Source organism: Variovorax sp. 10N432, from assembly GCF_056394465.1.
Genome location: NZ_JBFTHX010000013.1, coordinates 95,486 through 117,574, shown reverse-complemented (window position 1 = coordinate 117,574; position 22,089 = coordinate 95,486). Strand labels below are relative to the sequence as shown.

Here is a 22,089-nt window from a genome sequence, read left to right as displayed (position 1 = left end):
ACTTCTCCTCGGGGACTGGGGATGCGCCGACGTTGCTGCGGCGCAACATGCTAGCATCCTCCGGTCTCTTTCTCATTTGGAAAACGGTCTTGAGCAACATCGTGATCGCCACGCGCGAAAGCCGCCTGGCCATGTGGCAGGCCGAACACGTCAAGGCGCTCCTGCAAGAACAGGGCCACACGGTCGAACTGCTGGGCATGACCACCCGCGGCGACCAGATCCTGGACCGCTCGCTCAGCAAGGTCGGCGGCAAGGGCCTGTTCGTCAAGGAACTCGAAACCGCGCTCGAAGACGGGCGTGCCGACATCGCGGTGCATTCGCTCAAGGACGTGCCGATGGACCTGCCCGAGGGCTTCGCGCTGGCCTGCGTGCTCGAGCGCGAAGACCCGCGCGATGCGCTGGTGTCGCCGCGCTACGCCTCGCTCGCCGAGCTGCCGCAGGGTGCGGTGGTCGGCACCTCCAGCCTGCGTCGCGTGGTGCTGCTGCGCGCGCTCAGGCCCGACCTGCGCATCGAGCCCCTGCGCGGCAACCTCGACACCCGGCTGCGCAAGCTCGACGAGGGCCAGTACGACGCCATCGTGCTGGCCGCCGCCGGGCTCAAGCGGTTGGCGCTGGAAAGCCGCATCCGCGAATGCTTCGAACCCGACACGATGCTGCCGGCGGCGGGGCAGGGTGCGCTCGGCATCGAGGTCCGGACCGAGCGGGCCGATCTGCTGGCGCTGCTGGCGCCCCTCGACAGCCGCCGCGACGGCCTCGCGACCGCCGCCGAGCGCGCCGTCAGCCGCACGATGGGCGGCAGCTGCTCGATGCCGCTGGCGGCCCACGCGCGCTGGCAGCCCGACGGCCGCCTGCGCATCGACGCCGCGCTGGGCGACCCCGAAGGCCTGACGCCGCTGGTGCGGGCCCAACTGGTGGCCGAGGCCGCCGATGCAGCCCAGGCCACGGCGCTGGGCGAGGCCGCGGCACGTCTGCTGCAGGGATGAGGCCTCTTTCGGTTTGTCCATGCTGCTGATCACACGACCGGCCTCGGAAGCCGCGCGCTGGGTGGACGACCTGCGCGCCGCCGGCGTGGACGCCGTGGCGCTGCCCCTGATCGCGATCGCGCCGCTCGAAGACCCCGCGCCGCTGCAGGCCGCCTGGCGGCGGCTGTCGGGCTACGACGCGCTGATGTTCGTCAGCGCCGCGGCGGCCGAGCACTTCTTTCGCGGCATCGACCTGCCGCTGCCTGCGCGCCTGCGCTTCTGGGCCACCGGTCCCGGCACCGTGCGCGGGCTGCATGCGGCCGGTGTGCCGCCGGCGGCGATCGACGCGCCGCCCGCCGATGCGGCGCAGTTCGATTCCGAGCAGCTCTGGGCCCGCGTGGCGGACCAGGTTCGTCCGGGCGTCCGGATCCTGATCGTCCGCGGCGGCGATGCCACGGGGCAGGCCACGGGACGTGACTGGCTGGCCCGCGAGATCCTGGCCCAGGGCGGCGCCTGCGATGCGGTGGCCGCCTACCGGCGCTTGCCGCCGCCCTTCGGCGAGGCCGAGCGCCGGTTGGCGGCCGAGGGCGCCAGCGGGGCCGCCGCCTGGCTCTTCAGCAGCTCGGAGGCGATCGCCAATCTGTGCCGCCTGATGCCGGCCGCCGACTGGCAGCAGGCCCGTGCGCTGGTCACCCACGAGCGCATCGCCGAAGCCGCGCGCGCTGCCGGTTTCGGCCGCGTGGAGGTCTCGCGTCCATCGCTGTCGGCCTTGGTCGCGTCGATAGAATCCCTGGCATGAGCGACGCTCCCGTCTTCAACGAGCCCTTGCCGGAACCCGCATCGCGCGCGCCGGTGCCGGCTGCGTTGCCGCTCGGCCATTCGGCCGCGGCGGCGCTGCTGTCGCGGCTCGCGTTCGGCCTGCTCGCACTGGTCGCCGTGGTGGCCCTGCTGATGGCGCTCGCGCTGTGGCAGAAGGTCAGCGGCATGCAGGAGCAACTGGCCCGCCAGAGCGCGGATGCGCTGGCGCAGTCGCTGGAGGCCCGCACCCTGGCGCGCCAGGCGCAGGAGGTCGTGCGCGACACGGCCGCCCGGCTGGCGCTGGCCGAGACCCGGGTCGGCGAAGTGGCGCTGCAGCGCTCCCAGCTCGAGGAGCTGATGCAGAGCCTGTCGCGCTCGCGCGACGAGAACCTCGTGGTCGACATCGAGGCGGCCGTGCGGCTGGCCCTGCAGCAGGCCCAGGTCACCGGCAACGTGCAGCCGCTGCTGGCCGCGCTCAAGGCCGGCGACACGCGCATCGCCCGGGCCGGGCAACCGCGGCTGGCGCCGCTGCAGCGCGCCATGCAGCATGACGCCGACCGGCTGCGCAGCAGCGCCAGCGCCGACAACGGCGAAGCGCTCCAGAAGCTCGACGAACTGATGCGCATGGTCGACGACCTGCCGGCGCTCAACGCCGTGGCGGCGCGCGGCGGCGGGCTCGACACCTTGCAGGTCGAGCCGCTGCCGGCCAATGCACCCTGGTGGCAGCGCTTCCTGATGATGGTGCGCACCGAGGCCCGCTCGCTGCTGCGGGTGGGGCGCATCGAGCGGCCCGAGGCGGTGCTGCTGACGCCCGAACAGACTTTCTTCCTGCGCGAGAACCTCAAGCTCAAGCTGCTCAACGCCCGGCTGGCGCTGCTGTCACGGCAGGTCGACACGGCGCGCGGCGAAATGGCGACCGTCTCGGCGGCGATCAACCGCTACTTCGATCCGGCCTCGCGCCGGGTCCAGGCCGCGGCCACGCTGGTGCAGCAGGTGCAGGCGCAGATCCGCACCAGCGAGCCGCCACGGGTCGACGAGACCCTGGCCGCGCTCGCCACGGCGGCCGCAGGGCGCTAGGGCGGGCCTGAAGCCATGCGCGCCGCCCTCTGGTTCCTGGCCCTGTTCGGCATCGCCGCCGCGGTGGCGCTGTTCGCCGGCAACAACCAGGGCACGATCACTGTCTTCTGGCCGCCCTGGCGGGTCGACCTGTCGCTGAACCTGGTGCTGCTGCTGCTGTTTGCGGCCTTCGTGCTGCTGCACCTGGCGCTGCGCGGATTGGCCGCCCTGTTCTCGCTGCCCAAGCAGGCGCGCCAGTGGCGGCTGCAGCAAAAGGAGCGTGCGCTGCATGCGGCGCTGCTCGATGCCGCGGCGCAGTTGCTTGCCGGGCGCTTCTCCCGGGCCCGCAAGGCGGCCCAGGCGGCCCTGTCGCAGGAGCGTCGGCTGGCCGCGCTCGACGCCCGGCTGCCGCAGGCGCTGCAGGTCCGCGTGATCGCGCACCYGCTGGCGGCCGAGAGCGCGCAATCGCTGCAGGACCGTCCGGCACGCGATGCGCATCTGCAGCAGGCGCTCAACGAAAGCGCCGAGCGCGGCCCGCAGCTCTCGCCCGAAACGCGGGAGGGCGTGCAGCTGCGCGCGGCCCGCTGGGCGCTCGACGATCGTGACGCCCCGGCCGCCCTGGCGCGGCTCGGCGAGCTGCCGCTGGGCGCGCAGAGGCGCACGCTGGCACTGCGGCTGCGCTTGAAGGCCGCGCGCCAGGACCGGCGCACGCTGGAAGCCCTCGAGACCGCCCGGCTGCTGGCCAAGCACCGGGCCTTCTCGGAGGCGGCTGCGCAGAGCATCGTGCGCGGCCTCGCCACCGAGCTGCTGTCGGGCGCCCACGATCCGGCCCAGTTGCTGCGCGCCTGGAGCGAGTTCGAACCCTCGGAGCGCGAGATGCCCGAGGTCGCCATCCATGCGGCCCAGCGGATGGTGGCGTTGCGCGGCGACCTGACCTTGGCGCGGGCCTGGCTGCTGCCGGTCTGGGAGCGCATGGTCCAGCATCCGCAGGGCCTGGGCGAATCCTTGCGCGTGAAACTGGTCCGTGCGCTCGAAGCCGGCCTCGACTCGGTCGATGCCGACTGGCTGGCACGCATCGAATCCGCGCAGCGGAACAACCCGCGCGATGCCAACCTGCAGTATCTGGCCGGCATGGCGTGCATGAAGCGCCAGCTGTGGGGCAAGGCGCAACAGTTGCTCACACAGGCCGGATTGGCCCTGCAGGACGCCAACCTACATCGCAGGGCATGGCAGGCGCTGGCGCAACTGGCCGAAGCGCGCGACGATGCCGACCAGGCATCGGCCGCCTGGAAACGTGCGGCCCAAACAGAGACCCCCTGAGCGCGGCTTGCTGCTGTTGGTTCTGCTGCTATTGAATCAATAGCACCCGAAGCCGGGTCTTGCTGCATTGCAAGATTGCACCGGCTTGGAAAATGCCCGGAATCGTGCTATTTCAGCATCTTGTAGGACAATTTCTCTGCCTTATGCTCTAAGCCGACAAAGGGTTTGAAACCCGCGCCCATACTGATGTACAGTCGTAACTGTTTGCAAAAGTATTCATTCCAGGGTCACGATGCGGAGCTGCACTTGAAGCATTTTTTACTACATGTCGCGCTGCTGGCTTCGGTGGGCTTGCTGGTTCAAGGCTGTGCGCCGCTGGCGCCGGGCTTCAGTTCAGCGAGCAATGATGCCGCGTCGGCCGTTTCGCCTTCGGGCTTTTCCACGGCCGACATCGATCCGCCGCCAGCGGGTGCCTTGACCGAAATTACCCCCGAACTGATCCGGGCTCAACGCGCGGCCACCCAGGCGACGACGCTCGGTCCCGAAGTCATGAAGCTGGTCGGCGAGACCGGGCCATATCGAATCGGGCCCGGCGACGTCCTGGGTATCGCGGTCCTGGACCACCCCGAGATTTCCTACAGTTCGGGCGCCCCGCCCTCTGGCGGGGGCGACGGTGCCAGCGTGGCGGCTGCGCCCGGCTACATCGTTTCGGCCACGGGCCAGTTGAGCTTTCCGTACATCGGTTCGCTGGTGGTCTCGGGCATGACCATCGAGGAGGCGGAGGCCGCCCTCGTCAAGCGCCTGTCGCGCGTCTACCGGGACCCGCAGCTGAGCGTGCGCGTCAACGCCTTCCGCAGCAAGCGCGCCTACATGGACGGTGAGATCCGGACACCGGGCCTGATGCTCTTCAGCGACATCCCGATGACGCTCGCGGAGGCGCTCAATCGCGCCGGCGGCGTGTCTCCCAACGGCGACCGTTCCGCCATCATGCTCACGCGCGACGGCAAGATGACGCAGCTCAATCTGGTGGCGATGGCGGATGCCGGCATCGACCCCAGCCGCATTCCCCTGAAGCCGGGCGACATGCTGTACGTGCGCAGCCGCGAAGAAAGCAAGGTCGTGGTGATGGGTGAGGTGACGACTCAAATGGGCGTCCTCATGCGCAACGGCCGGCTCAGCCTGAGCGATGCCTTGATCGAGGTGGGCGGCGTCAACCTGAACACGGCCAATCCGCTGCAGATCTATGTGATCCGCAACGAAGCGAAGGGCGGCCAGTCGATCTTCCATCTCAACGCACGCACGCCGACGGCCATCGCCATGGCCGATGGCTTCGCCCTCCGGCCGAAGGACGTGGTCTATGTCGATCCAGTGCCGCTGGTGCAGTGGAACCGGGTGCTGAACCTGATCCTGCCGTCGACCTCGTACGGGTATTCGTATCTTTATCGCGGCGGCAGCACCTCCGGCAGCCGATAGCGGACCGATCGTGACCATCCGGAACATCCTCGTCGTGTGCATCGGGAACATCTGCCGCAGTCCGATGGCCGAAGGCCTGCTCGCCGCGGCGCTGCCCGATGCGCAGGTCGCGTCCGCAGGGCTGGCCGCCATGGTGGGGGAGCCGGCGGACGAGATCGCGCGCGACCTGATGCGCCAGCACGGCATCTCCATCGAATCGCATCGCGCGAAGCAGATCGGCCTCGATGCCTGCCAGCGCGCCGACCTGATTCTGGTCATGGACGGCAAGCAGCGCCGGTCGGTCGAGGAGCGCTATCTTTTTGCCGCCGGCAAGGTATTTCGCCTGTGTGAGTTCAGCGATCAGGACGTGCCGGACCCGTATGGTGCCGGTCGCGCCTCTTTCGAGCGTGCGCTGACGCTTATCGAAGACGGCACCCAGCAATGGGTCCAACGCATTTCAAGAGTATCCAGTCGATGAATTCCACACTCACCCCCAAATCCAATCCCAGTTCGTTCGATACGGCGGAGGAGCAGGATTTCAACATCGGGCACTACATCGAAGTGCTGGTGGCGAACAAGTGGCTCATCGCCTTCATCACGCTGGTCGTCTTCCTGGGCGGCGTGGTGTATGCGCTCCTCGAGCGGCCGATCTACGAGTCCACCCTGGTGATTCAGGTGGAAGATCCCGAAGGCAGCAAGGGGATCTTGAGCGAAGCCGGCGGCGCGCTGTTCGACGTCAAGACGCCGGGCTCTGCAGAAATGGAGATCATCCGGTCGCGCATGATCGCCGGCAAGGCGGTCGAGGCGATCAAGCTCTACATCGTGGCCAGTCCCCGCTACGTCCCCTATGTCGGCGGCTGGCTGGCGCGGCGATCGACGGGGCTCTCCGACCCTGGATTCCTCGGCTTCGGCGGCTATGTGTCGGGGCGGGAACTGATCGAGGTGTCGCAGTTCGATGTTCCGAAATCGCTGGAAGGTTCGCTCTTCACGGTGACCGCCCAGGAAGGCGGCCAGTACACGCTGGCCTCCCCGATGCTGTCCAAGCCCTTGAGCGGCACGGTCGGCGCGCCGCTGAAGGCGCAGACGGCGGCCGGGCCGATCGAGCTCACGATCAGCCGGCTGGCCGGCAAGCCGGGCGCCGAGTTCAACCTGCAGCGCCTCGGCACGCTGCCGACCGCGCTGGGGTTGCAGGCCGGGCTCGGGCTGAGCGAACGCGGCAAGTCCTCGGGCATCATCAACGTGACGCTGCAGGACAGCAATCCCGACCGGGCGGCACAGGTCCTGAATGCCGTGGGTGAGCAGTACGTGCTGCAGAACGTCGAGCGCAAGGCGGCCGAAGCGCGCAAGACGCTCGCCTTCCTGGATGTCCAACTGCCCCAGTACAAGCGCCAGATGGAAGCGGCCGAAGAAACCTACAACCGCTTCCGCAACCAGAAGGGGATGGTCTCCTTCACCGAGGAGGCGTCGTCGGTCCTTGCCCAGGCGGTCGACCGCCAGAGCAAATTGCTGGACGCCGAGCAGCGTCGGCGGGAACTCGAAGCGCGCTTCACCGCCAATCACCCGCTGGTGCAGACGCTGGATGGCCAGATCGCGGCGCTGCGCTCGGACATCGCCAACGTCCAGATCCGCATCAAGGGGCTGCCGGCCCTCCAACAGGAAGCGGTGCGCATGGAGCGCGACGTCAAGGTGAACACCGAGCTCTACCAATCCCTGCTCAACAACGCCATGCAGCTGCGGCTGGTCAAGGAGGGCAAGGTGGGCAACGTCCGGGTGCTCGACGAGGCGATCCCGCCGTCGTACCCGATCAAGCCGAACCGCAAGGTCATCGTCGCCTCGGCGCTGGCACTGGGCCTGTTCCTCGGCATCTGCGCCGCCTTCCTGCGAAACGCCTTCATCGAGCAGCGCCTGCGGGATCCGCACGAGGTCGAGGCCGACATCGGCCTGCCCGTGTTCTCGACCATTCCCATGAGCCCGGCGCAGGAGGCGATCGCGGCGCGGCGCCTGAGCGGCGCGACCGGGGTGCGCCTGCTGACGATCGAGAAGGCCGACGATCCGGCCGTCGAAAGCCTGCGCAGCCTGCGAACCGCCATGCAGTTCGCGATGCTCGAATCGCCCAACAACCGGGTGCTCATCACCGGACCGACGCCGGGCGTGGGCAAGAGCTTCGTCGCCGCCAATTTCGCCGCGCTGATGGCCGCTGCCGGCCGCCGCACGCTGTTGATCGACGCCGACCTGCGGCGCGGCCACACGCATCAGTACTTCGGCCTGCAGCGCCATGGAGGCCTGTCCGAGCTGATCGCCGGCAGCTTGACGATTCAGCAGACCGTGCACCGCCAGGTGGTGCCCAGCCTGGACTTCCTGGCGACCGGCCAGTTGCCGCCCAACCCCGCCGAGCTGCTGGTGTCGGACTCGTTCAAGTCGAACCTCGAACGCCTCTCCGAGCAGTACGACCTGGTGGTCATCGACGCGCCGCCGGTGCTGGTCGCCGCCGACACCAGCACGGTGGCGACGCACGTGGGCACCGTGCTGCTGGTGGCGCGCGCCAACCTGTCGACGATGGGCGAGCTGAAGGAGAGCACCCGACGCCTGGCCATGGGCGGCAAGGCGGCGACCGGCGTGCTGCTGAACGGCATGAACGTCAATCGCAGGACCTACGCCGCCTACAAGTACGGCCGCTACCGCTACACCAGCTACAACTACGAGAGCATCCTGCCCGAAGAGCAATAGCTCGCCCCCAGGTTGCCCGGCACTTCGTGTCCGGGCGCCTCGAGTCGCTGCCAGAGGCAGCGGCCCTTCGGAGCAGTCCAAGCCTGCGCAGGCAGGCTTGGAGCCGCGGCTCCTCAGCCCCCTACCGGGGGCAACACCAGCGGCCCGGCAAAGCCGGTTCCGCGGTGTTTCACCAGCTAGAGCCGGGCTTCGCCGGCTCTTTTTGTTGTGGGGATGCCGATGCAGGCTTCGAGGTCCCTCTCGAAACGGGCGAGCACGGCGTCGCGGTCGAAGTTGGCTTCGGCGAAGGCGCGGGCGCGCAGGCTCAGTTCGCGGCGCAGATCGGGCTGGTAGGCCAGCGTCAGCACCGCATCCGCGAAGGCGCGGGCGTCGTCCGGGGCCACGGCGATGCCGCATTGCGAAGCGACTTTGCCGAGTTCGGTTTCGGGCCTCGCGCCGGCGACCACCGGGCGGCCGCTGCTGAGCATGCCGGTGAGCTTGGACGGCATCACGAGGTCGGCAGCATCCGCGCGCTGCGGCAGCAGATGGATGTCGGCAAGGCCCAGCAGGTCGCCCAGGCGCTCGACCGGCTGGAGGTCGAGGAAGCGCACGTTCGCGAGCTTCTCGCAGCGCTGCATCAGGTCGGCGCGGCCGGCGCCGTTGCCGCAGAACACAAACTCGAGACCAGGCCGCCCCTGCAGCAGCTGCGCCATCTCGGCCAGCAGCTCGAGGCCCTGCTTGGCGCCCATGTTGCCCGAATAGAGCGCCACCACGGCATCGTGCGCGATGCCCAGCTCGGCGCGATAGGGGCTGGCCGCCCGCAGTGGCTGCACCGCCGACACGTCGGCCCAGTTCGGCAGCGAGACCAGCCGCTCGGCGTCGGTGCCCTTGCTGCTGGCGCGCTCCATCATGTGCGACGAGATGGTCGAGATGCGGTCGAAGCGCCGCATCAGGCCGCGCTCCGTCGCGGCCACGATCGAACGCACGCGGTCGCCCTTGAGCAGGCCGAGCTCGAACGCCGCGTCGACCTCGTAGTCCTGGATGTGCAGCCACGCTTTCGCCGAGCGCAGCCGGGCGAAGGCCAGCGCCGCCGGCGAGCAGAACAGCGGCGGCTCGGTCACCCACACGACGTCGGGTTTCCAGCGCCATTGGGCAAGCAGCGCGGGCAGGCTCGACAGCGCAAAGCTCGCCAGGTGGACCAGCCGCTTCAACCCGGTCACCTTGCGCGGCACCCACAGCGGCGTGCGAAAGACGGTGGCGCCGTGCCAGTCCTCGCGGGCGTAGCGCGATCCGCTGTAGCCCGGCCGGACCGACCAATGCGGGTAGTAGGGCGGGGCTGTCACGACGCGGACCTCATGCCCCCTGGCCGCGAGCCAGGCCACCATCTCGCCTGTGTATTTGCCGATCCCGGTCAGTTCGGGTGCGAAGTTGATTCCGTAGACGAGAAGTTTCATTGACCCTCGGGCAGCATGGCAGCCTTGGCAGGGCGCGGATCGGGCGGCGGCGCAGCGCTGCCCGACCCCGGCGCTCGTTCACTCACGATCCGGACCAGCCCTTGCGCCACCTGCTCGACCTGGAAGCGATCGCGGAACGACTGCCGGGCCGCGAGCCGCATGGCCGCGGCCTCGGCCGGCGTCAGCGCCAGCCAGCGCTGCAGCGTGTCGACCGTGCCGGCCAATGTGTCCGGGGCCACCAGGCCGGCGCCGTCCTGCACGATCTCGCGCCAGATGTTCACCTTGTCGCTGATCAGGACGGGCTTGCCACAGGCCAGCGCCTCGACCACGGCGATGCCGAAGTTCTCCTGGTGCGAGGGCAGGCAGAATGCGTCCGCCGAATGGAAAGCGCCCCATTTGAGGTCGCCCTGCAGCATGCCGGTCCAGGTGATCCGCCCTGCCACGCCGAGTTCGGCGGCGCGGTTCTGAAGTTGCGCCACCAGGCGCTCGTCGCCTGGCCCGGCCATCACAAGTCGAAGTCCCGGCGAATCGGCAGCGACACGGGCGAATGCGTCGACCAGCAGGTCGCCGCCCTTCTTTTCGTGGATGCGCCCGAGATACAGCAGCGAGCGCTGGCCCCGAAGCTCGGGAAAGCGGGCCAGGAAGGCCTCGCTCAGGCCGGCGGCATCCGAAGGCGGCTCGGAGGTGCCGTACGAGCCGACCACTTCCCGGGCACGGTAGAGCCAGAAGGACTGGCGGGCGAGCAGGCGTTCTTCCTCGCAGGTGAAGATCACTGCCGCCGCATCCCGCAGCACGCGGTACTCCGCCCAGGGCCAGTACAACCACTTTTTCAGGTGCTTGAGCGGATAGCGTCGCTTGAACCACGGATCGAGCATGCCGTGGGTGTAGACGAAATAGGGCGTGGGCGCCGAACGCAAGGCCCGCCAGGCCGCGAAGCTGGCGTATTGCCAAAGGCCGTTGACGATCACCGCGTCGTAGCGGCCGGCGTGGGCGCGCAGCCACGCGACCGCATCGGGGTTGTACTGGTAAGCGCCGCGCGAGGGGCCCAGCGGGTGGAGCGGCGCCGGGCACTCGCGAACCCAGGGTGCCGATGGATCGTCGAGCGACACCAGCTCGCTCTCGTGGCCGAGCGCGACCAGCGCCTCATGGATGCGCAGCACGCCCTCGATCGCTCCGCCGGCGCGAGGATCGACCTTGGGAATCAGATGGAGGAACTTCACGCGGATGGACGGCGAGGAGCAAAGAACTCGACCGTCGGATGCCGGAACACGAGCAGGCCGAAAGCCAGCATGAGTCCCAGCAGGCCGTGGGCCGTCAGCTGGCCGATGGCCGACCAGGTCAACAGCGCGAGCGTGACGACCGCCCACAGCAGGATCGGGTAGGCCGAGTGCAGGCGCCTCGACAGTCGCCAGGCCTTGCGGACACCCATGACGATGACGCCCACCTTGAAGACGGTGAACACGTAGCCGATCAGGCCGCCCTCGAGCAGGATCCGGCTGGCCTCGACTTCGGCCAGCGCGAAGGCGCCGGTGCTGCCGGTGCGCACATAGTTGGCCAGGTTGGAGCCCAGTCCGATGCCGTAGCCGATCCAGGAGAAGTTGTCGAACGCCACGGATTGGCCGATGAAGATGGTGAAGATGCGGCCCCAGAACGTCTCGACCTCGGCAGCCTCCTGGAACCGTTGCTCGGTGATGGCGATCGCACCGCGGAAGGCGTAGAGCAGAACGGCGAGCAGCAGGATCCCGGCAATGACGCCCACGATCGCCCCGGTCCTGGACTTGCTCCGCGCCAGCAAGAGCCGGCCGATGAAGTAGGCGACGATCACCAGGCCGGACAGGATGACGGCGGCGCGCGAGCCGCTCACCATGCTCGAGACCACGAAGGCGGCGAACAGCGCCGCCGCGAACAGCGTCTGGCGCCCGGGCCGCTTGCGCGCCCCGACGACCGCGAACACAAGCGGCGCCATCAGCGCCAGGTAGGTCGTGAAGCCGGCCGTGAAGCTGAAGGTGCCGGTGGTCCGCACGACGTCGGCGATCACCAGAAAGATGTCGGACTCATCGCCGTCGATCTGGTTGTTGATGCGTGCGCCCGGAGGAGAGAAATGCTGCAGCACGGCCAGCGGGGCCATCAGCAGCAAGCTCCAGGCCGCGACCCTCAACGCAGCCCGGTAGTCGGCTTCGTTCATCGTGGCGGCGGCGGCCACCCCGAACCAGATGTACAGCAGCCAGAAGCGCAGCCCGATCAGCAGCACTGTCGGCGAACTCTCGCCGACGACGAGCTGCAGCAAGCCCCAGGCGATGACCAGGCATGACCATGCGAGCAGTGCCTGGGTGATGCCCTTCTGCCGCCGCAGGGCGCCGTTGCGCAGGGCATAGCCGATCACGTAGATGGCCAGCAGGTCGCGCACCAGCAACATCGGCAAGGTGGCCGACGAGGCCACCCATTTGCGCACCGCGCCCTCCAGCACGACGATCAGGAACACCGCGATGAAGGCCTTGCCCGCACGGGTTATCGACGCCGGCCGCGCCGCTGCGTGCGAGAAGGAGGCGGTCGTACTCATTGAACAAATTCCTCGAACAACTCTCCGGCCCGCTGTCGATAGCTGGCCCACGAAAAGGCATCGCCGGACTGGCGCGCCATGGACCGGGCCGCATGCAACTGCTCGGGCCTTTGCGCCAGTTGCCGCAACTGTGCGTGCAACGACTCCACCCCCGGCTCGACGATCCAGCCACTGCCCGGAAAGGCCTCGATCATCGCCTTGGCGCCGGTGTTCGTCGAGACCACGGCGGGTGTGCCGCATGCCATGGCCTCGGCGACCACCATGCCGAACGAATCGAAGCGCGAGGGCAGCAGCAGGCAGTCGGCGCGCGCGAGAATCGAGAACAGCTCGCCCTGCGGCACGTTCGGCGTATGGCGGGCATGGGGCGTGGCCAGGACCGCGCGCAGCAACTCGGCGTCGGCGACGCCGCCGACGAACTCCAGGTCATAGGCGATGCCTTCGGCATGCAGCCGCCGGAAGCTGGCGACGATGCTGTCGATCGACTTGAGCCGGCTCAGCGCGCCGGCGAAGACGAAGCGCGGCGGGCCGTCATGGGCCTGCCAGCCGGGCAGGCCGAGCGGCCGCTCGGCGCCGAGCATCATGGGCCGGACCTTGTCGGCCGGCACGCCATTCGCGGTGTAGCTCTCCGCGGCAAGTGGCGAGCAGGTCAGAATCAGGTCGGCCAACCGGATCTCCTCGTCCTTGCGGCGATTGATCTCAGGCGTGTAGGGGGTCGCCGGCGTGCCCAGCAGCCGGGCCGCGGTCTGGTGGTGGAAGGCGGCCGCATCCAGCACGCAGCGCGCGCCGATCGCCTTGGCTGCCTGGAAGGTGTGGAAGGCCGCGTTTTCGTAGGCGACGACGACCTTGGGCCTGAATTGCCGGATTTGCCGCGCGGCCCAGTGGTCGAACCAATGGAACACGCGGTGGACCACGTCGGAACCCGGTATGCCGAGATTCACCCGGTTCGACATCCGCAGGGCCAGCTGGAAGCGCGCCGGATGGCGCCGCAGCGCGCGCGGGATGTCGACGGTGCGGACCTTCGAGCGGTAGCCGGCGGGCAGCCACCATGGCAGCGTTTCGCCTTCGGCCACCACCGGCACGCCGGACCAGAACGACTGCAGCAGCGAACGCTCGTACAGCGCCAGGGCGAGCTGGTGCGAATGCTGCAACCCGGGATGGGTGACCAGGACCGGGGTCATGGCCGCGGCTCGACGCCGTGCACGGGCGAATTCGCCGGACCGGCCGGATCGGCACGGCGTCCGATCCAGGCCTCGAAAGGCGGGAGCAGGGCGACCGGGTCGTAGCAGAGGTCGGCGGGGCGTGCGTTCAGGCGGATGACCGCCGGATTGCCGGTGGCGACCGCCAGCGGCGGCACGTCCTTGGCGACCACGGCGCCCGCGCCCACCACCGCACCGTAGCCGATCGTGACGCCCGGGAGGATGGTTGCACCGACGGCGATCCAGGCGTAGTCGTCGATGCGTACCGGTTTCTTGAAAGACCGCCAGCCCGGATCCCCGACATGATGGCTGGCCGTGAGGATCGTGACCCGGTCGTTGATGACGACGCGCGATCCGATGCGGACCTGGTCGAGGGCGACGATTTCCGTCGAGCCCGAGATGAAGCAGTGCTCGCCGACGCTCAGATGGGAGGCCGGGCCCTTGAGCGCGAAGCGGTCGAGGATCGACAGCGCGCCCACCTGGACCCCGCGGGCGCGGAAACTGCGCCGCGCCATGACGATCTTGAGCAGCGCGACGGAATGCAGGGCCCGCTTGGCCCAGACGATGCACCAGCGCCGCGATCCGAGCGCCGGGCGTTCGCGCAAGCTCCACAAGTAGCTGATATCGCTCACGAGGAAACCTCCGTGCTGCGCACTGCGGTGCGAGCCCCCTTCGGAGCGGCCGGGCGGGGGCTCATCGCGTGGCCTCGCTGCGCATCGCCCTGAGGGCGGCGACATGGGCATCGACGCAATGCGGCTCGTACCATTGGCGCGCCTGGCGGCCGACGGTGCGTGCGTCGACGTTTTCGAGCGCGGCGAAGCCGGGCAAGTAATTGAAGTTGGCGACCAGCCCGTCGTGCGGCCGGTAGTCTTCCCAGAGCAGGATCGGGCACAGGCCGTGGGCGCTGTAGGCGGCCAGCACGCCGCTCTTCGAGGCGTAGTCCAGGGGATACGAGAGGGCGCCATAGCTGGCGCCTGAGAGGGCTTGGCTGACCGCCTGCGCCGACAACTTGCCGTGCACGACGGCCTTCTCCTGGACCAGGCGCTGCGCCAGTTGGGCATCCTGCAGCGGCGGTCCGATGTCGTGAATGACCAGGCCCCTGCGGCGAGCGCAGTCGAACACTTCGCCACCGGCCCATTGATAGACGTTGGCGCGCACGCCGGGACCGCCGAAGACGACCAGGTGCGGCGCCCTGTCGGCGTCGATCGATGCCGGCTCGCCCACGTTCGAAAACACGGGCAGCACCCGATGCGGTGCGGCGCCGCGCCGCGCCAGCAGCCAGCGGCCGGACTCCTCCCGGTTGGTCAGCCAGAAATCCGAGAGATCGAGCAGTTCGCGGGCAATCCGCTTCTGCCAGGCGCCGAGCCAGAAGGCGGAACCCCAGGGCGGACTGGAGGCGTACAGCTCGTGGAACACCACGCCGAAGGCCTGGAAGCGGCTGCGCAGGCGGCGCACCTGCTCGACCAGCCAGAGCGGCACGCCGCGCTTGTGGTAGCCGTAGCCGCTGAAATGCAGCAGCAGGCAGTCGCCCGAAAGCGACGAGATATCGGTCGTGCGGGTCATCTCGAACGGCGGCGCCTGCAGCGACTGGCCGATCACGCTCGCATAGTCCCGCACGCCGCCGGAGCCCGGCGGAACGAGGGATAGAAAGGAGGCGCCCATGGTGGGAATGCAGCCGCTACGGGCCGCCTCAGGCGACCAGTGCTTCGCTGCAGAAATCTTCGTAGGCGTGCTCGATGCCGGCGCGCAAAGTCACCTCGGGCGTCCAGCCGAGCCCGCGGATGCGGGAGACGTCCAGCAGCTTTCGCGGCGCGCCGTCGGGCTTGCTGGTGTCGTAGTGGATGCGGCCCTGATAGCCCACCACCTCGCTCACCAGCTGCGCGAGCTCGGCGATCGACAGGTCTTCCCCGCTGCCGACGTTGAGGTGGCTGGTCATCACTTCGGTCTGGGCGGCATAGGTCTCGCGCGGCAGGTCCATCACGTGCACGCAGGCGCGCGCCATGTCGTCGACGTGGAGGAACTCCCGCTTCGGCGAGCCGGTACCCCAGATCACGACGCTCGGCGCGCCGTGGGTCTTCGCTTCGTGGAAGCGCCGGATCATCGCCGGCAGCACGTGGCTGTTCTCCGGGTGATAGTTGTCGCCCGGCCCGTAGAGATTGGTCGGCATCACGCTGCGGAAGTCGCAGCCGTACTGGCGGTTGTAGCTTTCGCAGAGCTTGATGCCGGCGATCTTGGCGACCGCATAGGGCTCATTGGTCGGTTCGAGCTTGCCGGTCAGCAGGGCGTCTTCCGACATCGGCTGCTGCGCGAGCCGCGGGTAGATGCAGCTGGAGCCGAGGAACAGCAGCCTGGCGACGCCGCTGCGCCACGATTCGTGGACCAGGTTGGCTTCGACCATCAGGTTCGAATAGATGAACTCGGCCGGATAGCTGTTGTTGGCGTGGATGCCGCCGACCTTCGCGGCCGCGACATAGACCTCCTCGGGGCGCTCTTCGGCGAAGAAGGCGCGCACCTGCGCCTGCTCGGTGAGGTCGAGCTCGTCGCGGCTGCGGGTGATGATCCGGGTGTAGCCCCGCGCTTCGAGGCATCGCACGATGGCGCTGCCGACCATGCCGCGATGTCCAGCGACGAAAATCCGCTTGTTCAACTCATTCATTGAAATCTCGTCAGGGCGCTGTTGGAAAATTCAGGCGAGCTTCTTCGCGTCGCCGATGTCGACCGACTCTACATCGGCGAACCGCACGATGTCGTCCTCGCCCAGGTAGCCGCCGGTCTGGACCTCGACCACTTCGAGGGCCATCTTGCCGGCGTTCTCCAGCCGATAGACCGCGCCGACGGGGATGTAGATCGACTCGTTCTCCTTGACCAGCACCGTCTTGTCGTCGCACACCACGCGCGCCGTCCCCTTGACCACCACCCAGTGCTCGGCGCGATGGTGGTGCATCCGCAGCGCCAGCCGCGCACCCGGCTTGACCGTCAGCCGCTTGACCGCGAAGCGCTCGCCGTCGTCGATGCTGTCGTAGGCGCCCCAGGGTCTTGGAATGCGGCGGTGCCGGGTGGCCTGGCTGTGGCCGTGGGTGGTCAGCAGCGCGACCACGTCCTTGACCTGCTCGGCGCAGTCGCGGTGCACGACCAGCAGCGCGTCCGGCGTGTCGACCACCAGCAGCTCCTTGGTGCCGAGCGCCACCACCGGGCGGCTCGGCGCGTGAATGAAAGTGTTGGTCGCGCCCATGGCGAAGCCCTGGCCGCTGATCCGGTTGCCGTTGGCATCGGTGTCGTGGAGGTCGGCCACTGCGTTCCAGCTGCCGACATCGCTCCACCGTCCCTGGAAAGGGACGACCGCGACCCGATCGCATTTCTCGAGCACCGCGTAGTCGATGCTCTGGCTGCGGCAGCGCCCGAAGGCCGCGCTGTCCATGCGCAAGAAGTCGCCGTCGGTTTCGATCGCGACGGTGGCCAGCCTGCAGCTTTCCAGGATGTCCGGGGCATGCGCCTGGAGCGCCGCGATCAGGACCTTGGCCTGGACCAGCAGGATGCCCGCATTCCACAGGTGGCCGCCTTCGAGCAGCATTTGCTCGGCGCGCTCCGCCGCCGGCTTCTCGATGAAGGCGGCGACCGCATGGCCGGCCTCGTTGCCCAGTGCGGCCTCCAGCGGCTGGCCTTGGCGGATGTACCCGTAGGCCGTGCTGGGGAACGACGGATCGACGCCGAAGGTCACGAGGTATCCGGCCTGCGCCGCCGGGATGCCCTTCTGGATGGTGGCGACGAAGCGATCGGCCTCCGGGATGTGATGATCGGCCGGCGCGAACAGCAGCAGTTCCTCGGGGTCGGCCAGCAGCGCGATGGCCGCCATCGCCGCGGCGGTGTTGCGGGCCACCGGCTCGAGCAGCTGCTTGCCGCTCACCAGTGCGGCGTCGATCGCCTCCTGCACCAGGAACCGGTGCTCCTCCGCGGCCACGCAGGTCACTTCGGGATTGAGCCGGCGCAGACGCTCGAGCGTCAGCAGCAACAGGCTCTTGTCGCCGATCAGCGGCGCGAACTGCTTGGGCAGCGTCTTGCGCGACAGCGGCCAGAGCCGGGTGCCGCTGCCGCCGCACAGGATGACCGGCTGGATGCGGGTCACCGTGAACCTTCCCCGCTGACGACGGCGCGCACGGTCCGGAACAGAATCTTGATGTCGAGCCACAGCGACCAGTTGGTGACGTATTCCACGTCGAGCTCGACCCGGCGCGCATAGGAGAGCCGGTTTCGGCCGCTGACCTGCCAGAGGCCGGTGATCCCGGGGCGCATCGCGCAGTAGTGCGTCCAGCCGCGGCCGTAGAGGCTGCGCTGGCGCTCCATGCAGGGGCGCGGGCCGACCAGGCTCATGTCACCCTTGAGCACGTTCCAGAACTGCGGCAGCTCGTCCAGGCTCAGCTTGCGGATGAGCGCGCCGATCGGCGTGATGCGGGGGTCCTTTTCCAGCTTCTGGAAGGTGTCCCACTCGGTGCGCGCCATGTCACTGCGGCTCAGGAACTCGTCCAGGACATGGTCCGAATTGCGCACCATCGAGCGGAACTTGTAGAAGCGGAAGCGCTGGCCGCGTTCGCCGAGTCGTGTTTGCCAGAAGTGCACCGGCCGGCCCATGCTGATCAGCACGCCCAGGGCCACCATGAGGTAGAGCGGTCCGAAGAGGGTGAAGAAGACCAGCGCCCCGACGATGTCGATGGCGCGCTTGACGACGCGCTGAGCGAGCGAAAGCCGGGGCGGGCTGGACTCCAGCGGCGGCGCGGACGGGCCCCCGCCGTCCGGGGGAAAGCGTCGGACCACGTTGCCGGTGGTTGTCGAGTCGGAACGAAACATCTGAAATTCCCCCGTAACGGGTACTGCCTCAACCTAGAGCGGGGCAGTGTAACGCTTTACTACTATCGGCAAGAATTTGAACATATGTCGCGGCCTTCGTGGTGTCAGCAAAAGCCTTACATAGTCCTCCAAAAGGCGTAGGCTGGTCCCTCTTCTTCGGGTCTCAACAAGAGACAGGGGCCGGCTCAGCGATTTCGAAGTCAGTGTAGTCCTTTTGTATAACAAATTGTTAACGTGGACGAACATCCTGGTGTTGTTTCTGCACACCATTCGCGCTTTTGCGGATTAATACCGATGGTTTCGTTTGTGAAACGCCCCCTGGCGCCCCGGGTTGCCTACTAAACCAGCCGATGAACGGTCGAGAATCGGCGACGGGCGTAATTCAGAAACGAAAAAGGGAGGCCGAAAGGCCTCCCTTGAATGAGATGCGTCAGAGAGGAGACCGGCTCTYGCCGGCGCTCCGCCGCCGCCTCAGTGCGTCGCGCCGGCGCCGCGTGCTGCGTCCTCGAAGGGCAGCGTCATCGATCCCAGGTCGCGGCGGGTCTCCACCAGCACCAGCGGACCCTCGTCGATCACGATCGCCGGCGGGCGCTCGCGGGGCACATGCTGGGGCTTGGGCTCGGCGGCAATCGCAGCCCGCACCTCGGCCACGCGTTCGGCGTCCGAGTTGACCCAGTGCAGACCCGAGCCTTCCGCCACCTGGGCCAGTTCGTCGAGCGGCAGCTCGAAGGGCTGGACCTTCGGCAGGGCCCGCGAGGAGGGCGCCTTGGCCTCGACCACGATCGGTGCCGCGGGCGGCGCGACCGGGCGCTCCGTGCGCACCGGCGCCGGCGGCAGGCTCGACCGCACGACGACTTCTTCCGCTTCGACAGGGGCAGTGGCCGCGGGCGCGGTCTCAGCCTCGCCGGCTTCCTCGCGCGGGCCGCGCTCGCGCCGGTCACGACCGTAGCGGTCGCGCGAACGGCCGCGGCGTTCTTCGCCGTCACGGCGCGGTGCCGCCTCGCCCTGGTCTTCGCTGCCCGGGGCGTCGGAGGCGCCGACCGCGCCCGCTTCGGGCATTGCCGAATCGGCGGTGCCCGCTGCTTCCGGCAGGCGCGCCGGCGCGTCGCTGCGCCGCTCGCGCCGGCCGTCGCCTCGCTCACCGCGCGGCGGGCGGTCTTCGCCACGCCCGCTGCGTGCGCCGCGCTCGTTCGGAGCGCCGTCCGGGCTGGCTTCGCCCTGGGCGTCGCGGGCCGTGTCGCCACTGCGTTCGCGGCCGCCGTCGCCGTTGCGCTCGCTGCGTTCACGGCGCTCGCCGCGTCCGCTGCGCGGTGCGCGTTCGGCCGGGACGGCTGTTTCGCTGCCCTCGCCGGCATTCGGCACGAGCGCCTGGACGTCGAATTGCACGTCGGCGGCTTCGGCCGGCAACTGGCGGGCTTCGCCGTCGCGGCGTTCGCCGCGGCCGCGGCGCTCGCCTTCGCGCGGGGCGCGGGCCTCGCGCGGTTCACGCGCCTCGCGGGGCTCCCTCGGTTCACGGACCTGGCTGTCGGTGCGGGCCTCGCCGCGGGTTTCGCGGCCTTCGCGGCGCTCGCCATCACGGCGCTCGCCGCCGCGGCCGCCGCGGCGTTCGCCGCCACGGCCTTCGCCACCGCGGGCCTCGCCATCCCGGCCGCCGCGGCCTTCACCACGGCCGCCACGGCGTTGCTCGCCGTCGCGCGCGGTGCGCGCGCCTTCGCCATCGCGTCCGCCGCGTCCATCGCGGCCTTCGCGGCGCGGCTTCGGCGCCTCGACCGGAATCACGGCCGGTGCCGGCGCCGGCGCGGCGGCCGGGGTGCCGCCGAACAGGCTCTTGATCCAGCCGAACAGGCCGGATTCGGCCGATTTCGCAGGCACCGCCACCGGTGCGGGGGCTGCGACGGGCGCCGGTGCCGCCACCGGCGGACGCACCGCTTCGGGCTTCGGCACCGCGACCGGCGCCGGCGCGTCGGGCAGCACGCCCTTGATCACCGGCGTCTGCTTGTTGGTCGGCTCTTGCGATCGGCGCGTGACCGAGGTCGGGTCCTCGATCTCGTCGGCCATCTTGTAGCTGGCCTCGATGTGGTCGAGGCGCGGGTCGTCGTGCTTCAGGCGCTCGAGCTTGTAGTTGGGCGTCTCGAGCGTCTTGTTGGGCACCATCAGCACGGTCACGCGCTGCTTGAGTTCGATCTTGGCGATCTCGGGACGCTTCTCGTTCAGCAGGAACGACGCCACCTCGACCGGCACCTGGACATGCACGGCGGCCGTGTTGTCCTTCATCGACTCTTCCTGAATGATGCGCAGGATCTGCAGCGCGCTCGATTCGGTGTCGCGGATGTGGCCCGAACCGCCGCAGCGCGGGCAGGGGATCGACGAGCCTTCGCTGAGCGCCGGCTTCAGGCGCTGGCGGCTCATTTCCATCAGGCCGAACTTGCTGATCGAGCCGAACTGGACGCGGGCGCGGTCTTGCCGCAGCGCGTCGCGCAGGCGGCTTTCGACCTCGCGACGGTTCTTCGACTCGTCCATGTCGATGAAGTCGATCACGATCAGGCCGCCGAGGTCGCGCAGGCGCATCTGGCGCGCCACTTCGTCGGCCGCTTCGAGGTTGGTGCGGGTCGCGGTCTCCTCGATGTCGCCGCCCTTGATGGCGCGGGCCGAGTTGACGTCGACCGAGACCAGCGCCTCGGTGTGGTCGATCACGATCGCGCCGCCGCTCGGCAGCTGCACCGTGCGGGCATAGGCCGATTCGATCTGGTGCTCGATCTGGAAGCGGCTGAACAGGGCGGCGTCGTCGCGGTAGCGCTTCACCCGGGCGGCATGCTCGGGCATCACGTGCGCCATGAACTGCTGCGCCTGGTCGTAGATGTCGTCGGTGTCGATGAGGATGTCGCCGATGTCGTGATTGAAATAGTCACGGATCGCGCGGATCACCAGCGAGGATTCCTGGTAGATCAGGAAGGCGCCCTTGGCGCCCTTGGCGGCGCCGTCGATGGCGCTCCAGAGCTTGAGCAGGTAGTTCAGGTCCCATTGCAGCTCGGGCGCCGAGCGGCCGATGCCGGCGGTGCGGGCGATGATGCTGGCGCCCTTCGGGTACTCCAGCTGGTCCATCGCCTCCTTGAGCTCGGCCCGGTCGTCGCCCTCGATGCGCCGGCTGACGCCGCCGCCGCGCGGGTTGTTCGGCATCAGCACGACATAGCGGCCGGCCAGCGAGATGAAGGTCGTCAGGGCCGCGCCCTTGTTGCCGCGCTCTTCCTTCTCGACCTGCACCACCAGTTCCTGGCCTTCGCGGATCGCGTCCTGGATCCGGGCCTGGCTGGCCGAGACGCCCTCGGCGAAGTACTGCTTGGAGATTTCCTTGAACGGCAGGAAGCCGTGGCGGTCTTCGCCGTAGTCGACGAAGCAGGCTTCCAGCGAAGGCTCGACGCGCGTGACGACGGCCTTGTAGATGTTGCCCTTGCGCTGTTCGCGCCCTTCGATCTCGATTTCGTAGTCGAGGAGCTTTTGCCCGTCGACGATAGCCAGGCGGCGCTCTTCAGGCTGCGTGGCGTTGATCAGCATCCGTTTCATGATGCGTTGTCCTTATGTCTGTTCGTATCGCTCTTACCGGTCCATGACGGACCTAACGATGCACGGACGACGCTCGCGAAACGAAGGAATTGCCGCTAAACCCAGGCTGCTGGGGCCGACCGCGCGAACGCGGCCAACCACACCGAGAGTCAACTCGATGTCAGACGGGGTGGGGGCGCGTGGATGAGCGCAAGCCGCATGAGGTGTCGATCTGCTATTGGTTTAATAGCAGCTGGCGCAGG

General features: G+C 68.8%; 17 protein-coding genes. 7 read left to right on the top strand and 10 right to left on the bottom strand.

The genetic code is table 11. From position 1 onward, the window contains the following. Positions 1–47 precede the first annotated feature (47 nt). The 7 genes from hemC to AC1DF3_RS17185 all read left to right on the top strand — a co-directional run bounded on the left by hemC (position 48) and on the right by AC1DF3_RS17185 (position 8,255). Positions 48–983 carry a hydroxymethylbilane synthase gene (hemC, locus tag AC1DF3_RS17215; protein ID WP_286536934.1) on the top strand — a complete coding sequence of 312 codons (936 nt, stop codon included), beginning with the start codon at positions 48–50 and terminating at the stop codon, positions 981–983. Between the two features lie 19 nt (positions 984–1,002). Then, positions 1,003–1,761, top strand: a complete 759-nt coding sequence (locus AC1DF3_RS17210) for a uroporphyrinogen-III synthase (RefSeq protein ID WP_286536935.1) — start codon at positions 1,003–1,005, stop codon at positions 1,759–1,761. Continuing rightward, positions 1,758–2,837, top strand: a complete 1,080-nt coding sequence (locus tag AC1DF3_RS17205; protein WP_286536936.1) for a uroporphyrinogen-III C-methyltransferase — start codon at positions 1,758–1,760, stop codon at positions 2,835–2,837. The genes AC1DF3_RS17210 and AC1DF3_RS17205 overlap by 4 nt, the downstream gene beginning before the upstream one ends. Before the next feature lie 15 nt (positions 2,838–2,852). Next, complete coding sequence (locus AC1DF3_RS17200; RefSeq protein ID WP_478140291.1) at positions 2,853–4,136, top strand: heme biosynthesis HemY N-terminal domain-containing protein; 1,284 nt, start codon at positions 2,853–2,855, stop codon at positions 4,134–4,136. A gap of 246 nt (positions 4,137–4,382) precedes the next feature. Then, positions 4,383–5,549: a polysaccharide biosynthesis/export family protein gene (locus tag AC1DF3_RS17195; protein ID WP_286536938.1), complete on the top strand. Its 1,167-nt coding sequence runs from the start codon at positions 4,383–4,385 to the stop codon at positions 5,547–5,549. Between the two features lie 16 nt (positions 5,550–5,565). Beyond that, on the top strand, positions 5,566–6,006 hold the full coding sequence (locus AC1DF3_RS17190; RefSeq protein ID WP_286537038.1) for a low molecular weight protein-tyrosine-phosphatase: 441 nt from the start codon (positions 5,566–5,568) through the stop codon (positions 6,004–6,006). Beyond that, positions 6,003–8,255 (top strand): polysaccharide biosynthesis tyrosine autokinase, encoded by a 2,253-nt coding sequence (locus AC1DF3_RS17185; protein ID WP_286536939.1) that lies wholly within the window; start codon positions 6,003–6,005, stop codon positions 8,253–8,255. Before AC1DF3_RS17190 ends, AC1DF3_RS17185 begins: the two co-directional genes overlap by 4 nt. A 176-nt stretch (positions 8,256–8,431) precedes the next feature. On the opposite strand, the gene AC1DF3_RS17180 is transcribed toward AC1DF3_RS17185, so the two are convergent. The 10 genes from AC1DF3_RS17180 to AC1DF3_RS17135 all read right to left on the bottom strand — a co-directional run bounded on the left by AC1DF3_RS17180 (position 8,432) and on the right by AC1DF3_RS17135 (position 21,847). Further along, positions 8,432–9,688 (bottom strand): WcaI family glycosyltransferase, encoded by a 1,257-nt coding sequence (locus AC1DF3_RS17180; protein ID WP_478140290.1) that lies wholly within the window; start codon positions 9,686–9,688, stop codon positions 8,432–8,434. Continuing rightward, entirely contained in the window at positions 9,685–10,908 is a 1,224-nt protein-coding gene (locus AC1DF3_RS17175; protein WP_286536941.1) for a glycosyltransferase, read from the bottom strand. Before AC1DF3_RS17175 ends, AC1DF3_RS17180 begins: the two co-directional genes overlap by 4 nt. Continuing rightward, positions 10,905–12,248, bottom strand: a complete 1,344-nt coding sequence (locus AC1DF3_RS17170; RefSeq protein ID WP_478140289.1) for a hypothetical protein — start codon at positions 12,246–12,248, stop codon at positions 10,905–10,907. Before AC1DF3_RS17170 ends, AC1DF3_RS17175 begins: the two co-directional genes overlap by 4 nt. Beyond that, the gene (locus tag AC1DF3_RS17165) at positions 12,245–13,426 is read right to left on the bottom strand and encodes a glycosyltransferase family 4 protein (protein WP_478140288.1); all 1,182 of its coding nucleotides are present in this window, start codon (positions 13,424–13,426) and stop codon (positions 12,245–12,247) included. The genes AC1DF3_RS17170 and AC1DF3_RS17165 overlap by 4 nt, the downstream gene beginning before the upstream one ends. Beyond that, a complete protein-coding gene (locus AC1DF3_RS17160) occupies positions 13,423–14,076 on the bottom strand; it encodes an acyltransferase (protein ID WP_478140287.1) in 654 nt (217 codons plus the stop codon). The genes AC1DF3_RS17165 and AC1DF3_RS17160 overlap by 4 nt, the downstream gene beginning before the upstream one ends. Positions 14,077–14,137: 61 nt before the next feature. Beyond that, positions 14,138–15,106: a hypothetical protein gene (locus tag AC1DF3_RS17155; RefSeq protein ID WP_286536945.1), complete on the bottom strand. Its 969-nt coding sequence runs from the start codon at positions 15,104–15,106 to the stop codon at positions 14,138–14,140. A gap of 28 nt (positions 15,107–15,134) precedes the next feature. Further along, on the bottom strand, positions 15,135–16,100 hold the full coding sequence (gene fcl, locus AC1DF3_RS17150; protein ID WP_286536946.1) for a GDP-L-fucose synthase: 966 nt from the start codon (positions 16,098–16,100) through the stop codon (positions 15,135–15,137). 30 nt (positions 16,101–16,130) lie between these two features. Beyond that, a complete protein-coding gene (locus AC1DF3_RS17145) occupies positions 16,131–17,567 on the bottom strand; it encodes a mannose-1-phosphate guanylyltransferase/mannose-6-phosphate isomerase (RefSeq protein ID WP_478140286.1) in 1,437 nt (478 codons plus the stop codon). Further along, positions 17,564–18,286, bottom strand: coding sequence for a sugar transferase (locus AC1DF3_RS17140; protein ID WP_286536948.1), 723 nt, complete (start codon positions 18,284–18,286; stop codon positions 17,564–17,566). Before AC1DF3_RS17140 ends, AC1DF3_RS17145 begins: the two co-directional genes overlap by 4 nt. Before the next feature lie 471 nt (positions 18,287–18,757). Continuing rightward, complete coding sequence (locus AC1DF3_RS17135) at positions 18,758–21,847, bottom strand: Rne/Rng family ribonuclease (RefSeq protein WP_478140285.1); 3,090 nt, start codon at positions 21,845–21,847, stop codon at positions 18,758–18,760. Positions 21,848–22,089: the final 242 nt, after the last annotated feature.

What these genes read in the sequence shown, in the direction of transcription:
- AC1DF3_RS17180 (WP_478140290.1), bottom strand. Translation starts at nt 9,688, where the DNA reads ATGAAACTTCTCGTCTACGGAATCAACTTCGCACCCGAACTGACCGGG.
- AC1DF3_RS17205 (WP_286536936.1), top strand. Translation starts at nt 1,758, where the DNA reads ATGAGCGACGCTCCCGTCTTCAACGAGCCCTTGCCGGAACCCGCATCG.
- AC1DF3_RS17210 (WP_286536935.1), top strand. Translation starts at nt 1,003, where the DNA reads ATGCTGCTGATCACACGACCGGCCTCGGAAGCCGCGCGCTGGGTGGAC.
- fcl (WP_286536946.1), bottom strand. Translation starts at nt 16,100, where the DNA reads ATGAATGAGTTGAACAAGCGGATTTTCGTCGCTGGACATCGCGGCATG.
- AC1DF3_RS17165 (WP_478140288.1), bottom strand. Translation starts at nt 13,426, where the DNA reads ATGACCCCGGTCCTGGTCACCCATCCCGGGTTGCAGCATTCGCACCAG.
- AC1DF3_RS17140 (WP_286536948.1), bottom strand. Translation starts at nt 18,286, where the DNA reads ATGTTTCGTTCCGACTCGACAACCACCGGCAACGTGGTCCGACGCTTT.
- AC1DF3_RS17135 (WP_478140285.1), bottom strand. Translation starts at nt 21,847, where the DNA reads ATGAAACGGATGCTGATCAACGCCACGCAGCCTGAAGAGCGCCGCCTG.
- AC1DF3_RS17170 (WP_478140289.1), bottom strand. Translation starts at nt 12,248, where the DNA reads ATGAGTACGACCGCCTCCTTCTCGCACGCAGCGGCGCGGCCGGCGTCG.
- AC1DF3_RS17155 (WP_286536945.1), bottom strand. Translation starts at nt 15,106, where the DNA reads ATGGGCGCCTCCTTTCTATCCCTCGTTCCGCCGGGCTCCGGCGGCGTG.
- hemC (WP_286536934.1), top strand. Translation starts at nt 48, where the DNA reads ATGCTAGCATCCTCCGGTCTCTTTCTCATTTGGAAAACGGTCTTGAGC.
- AC1DF3_RS17185 (WP_286536939.1), top strand. Translation starts at nt 6,003, where the DNA reads ATGAATTCCACACTCACCCCCAAATCCAATCCCAGTTCGTTCGATACG.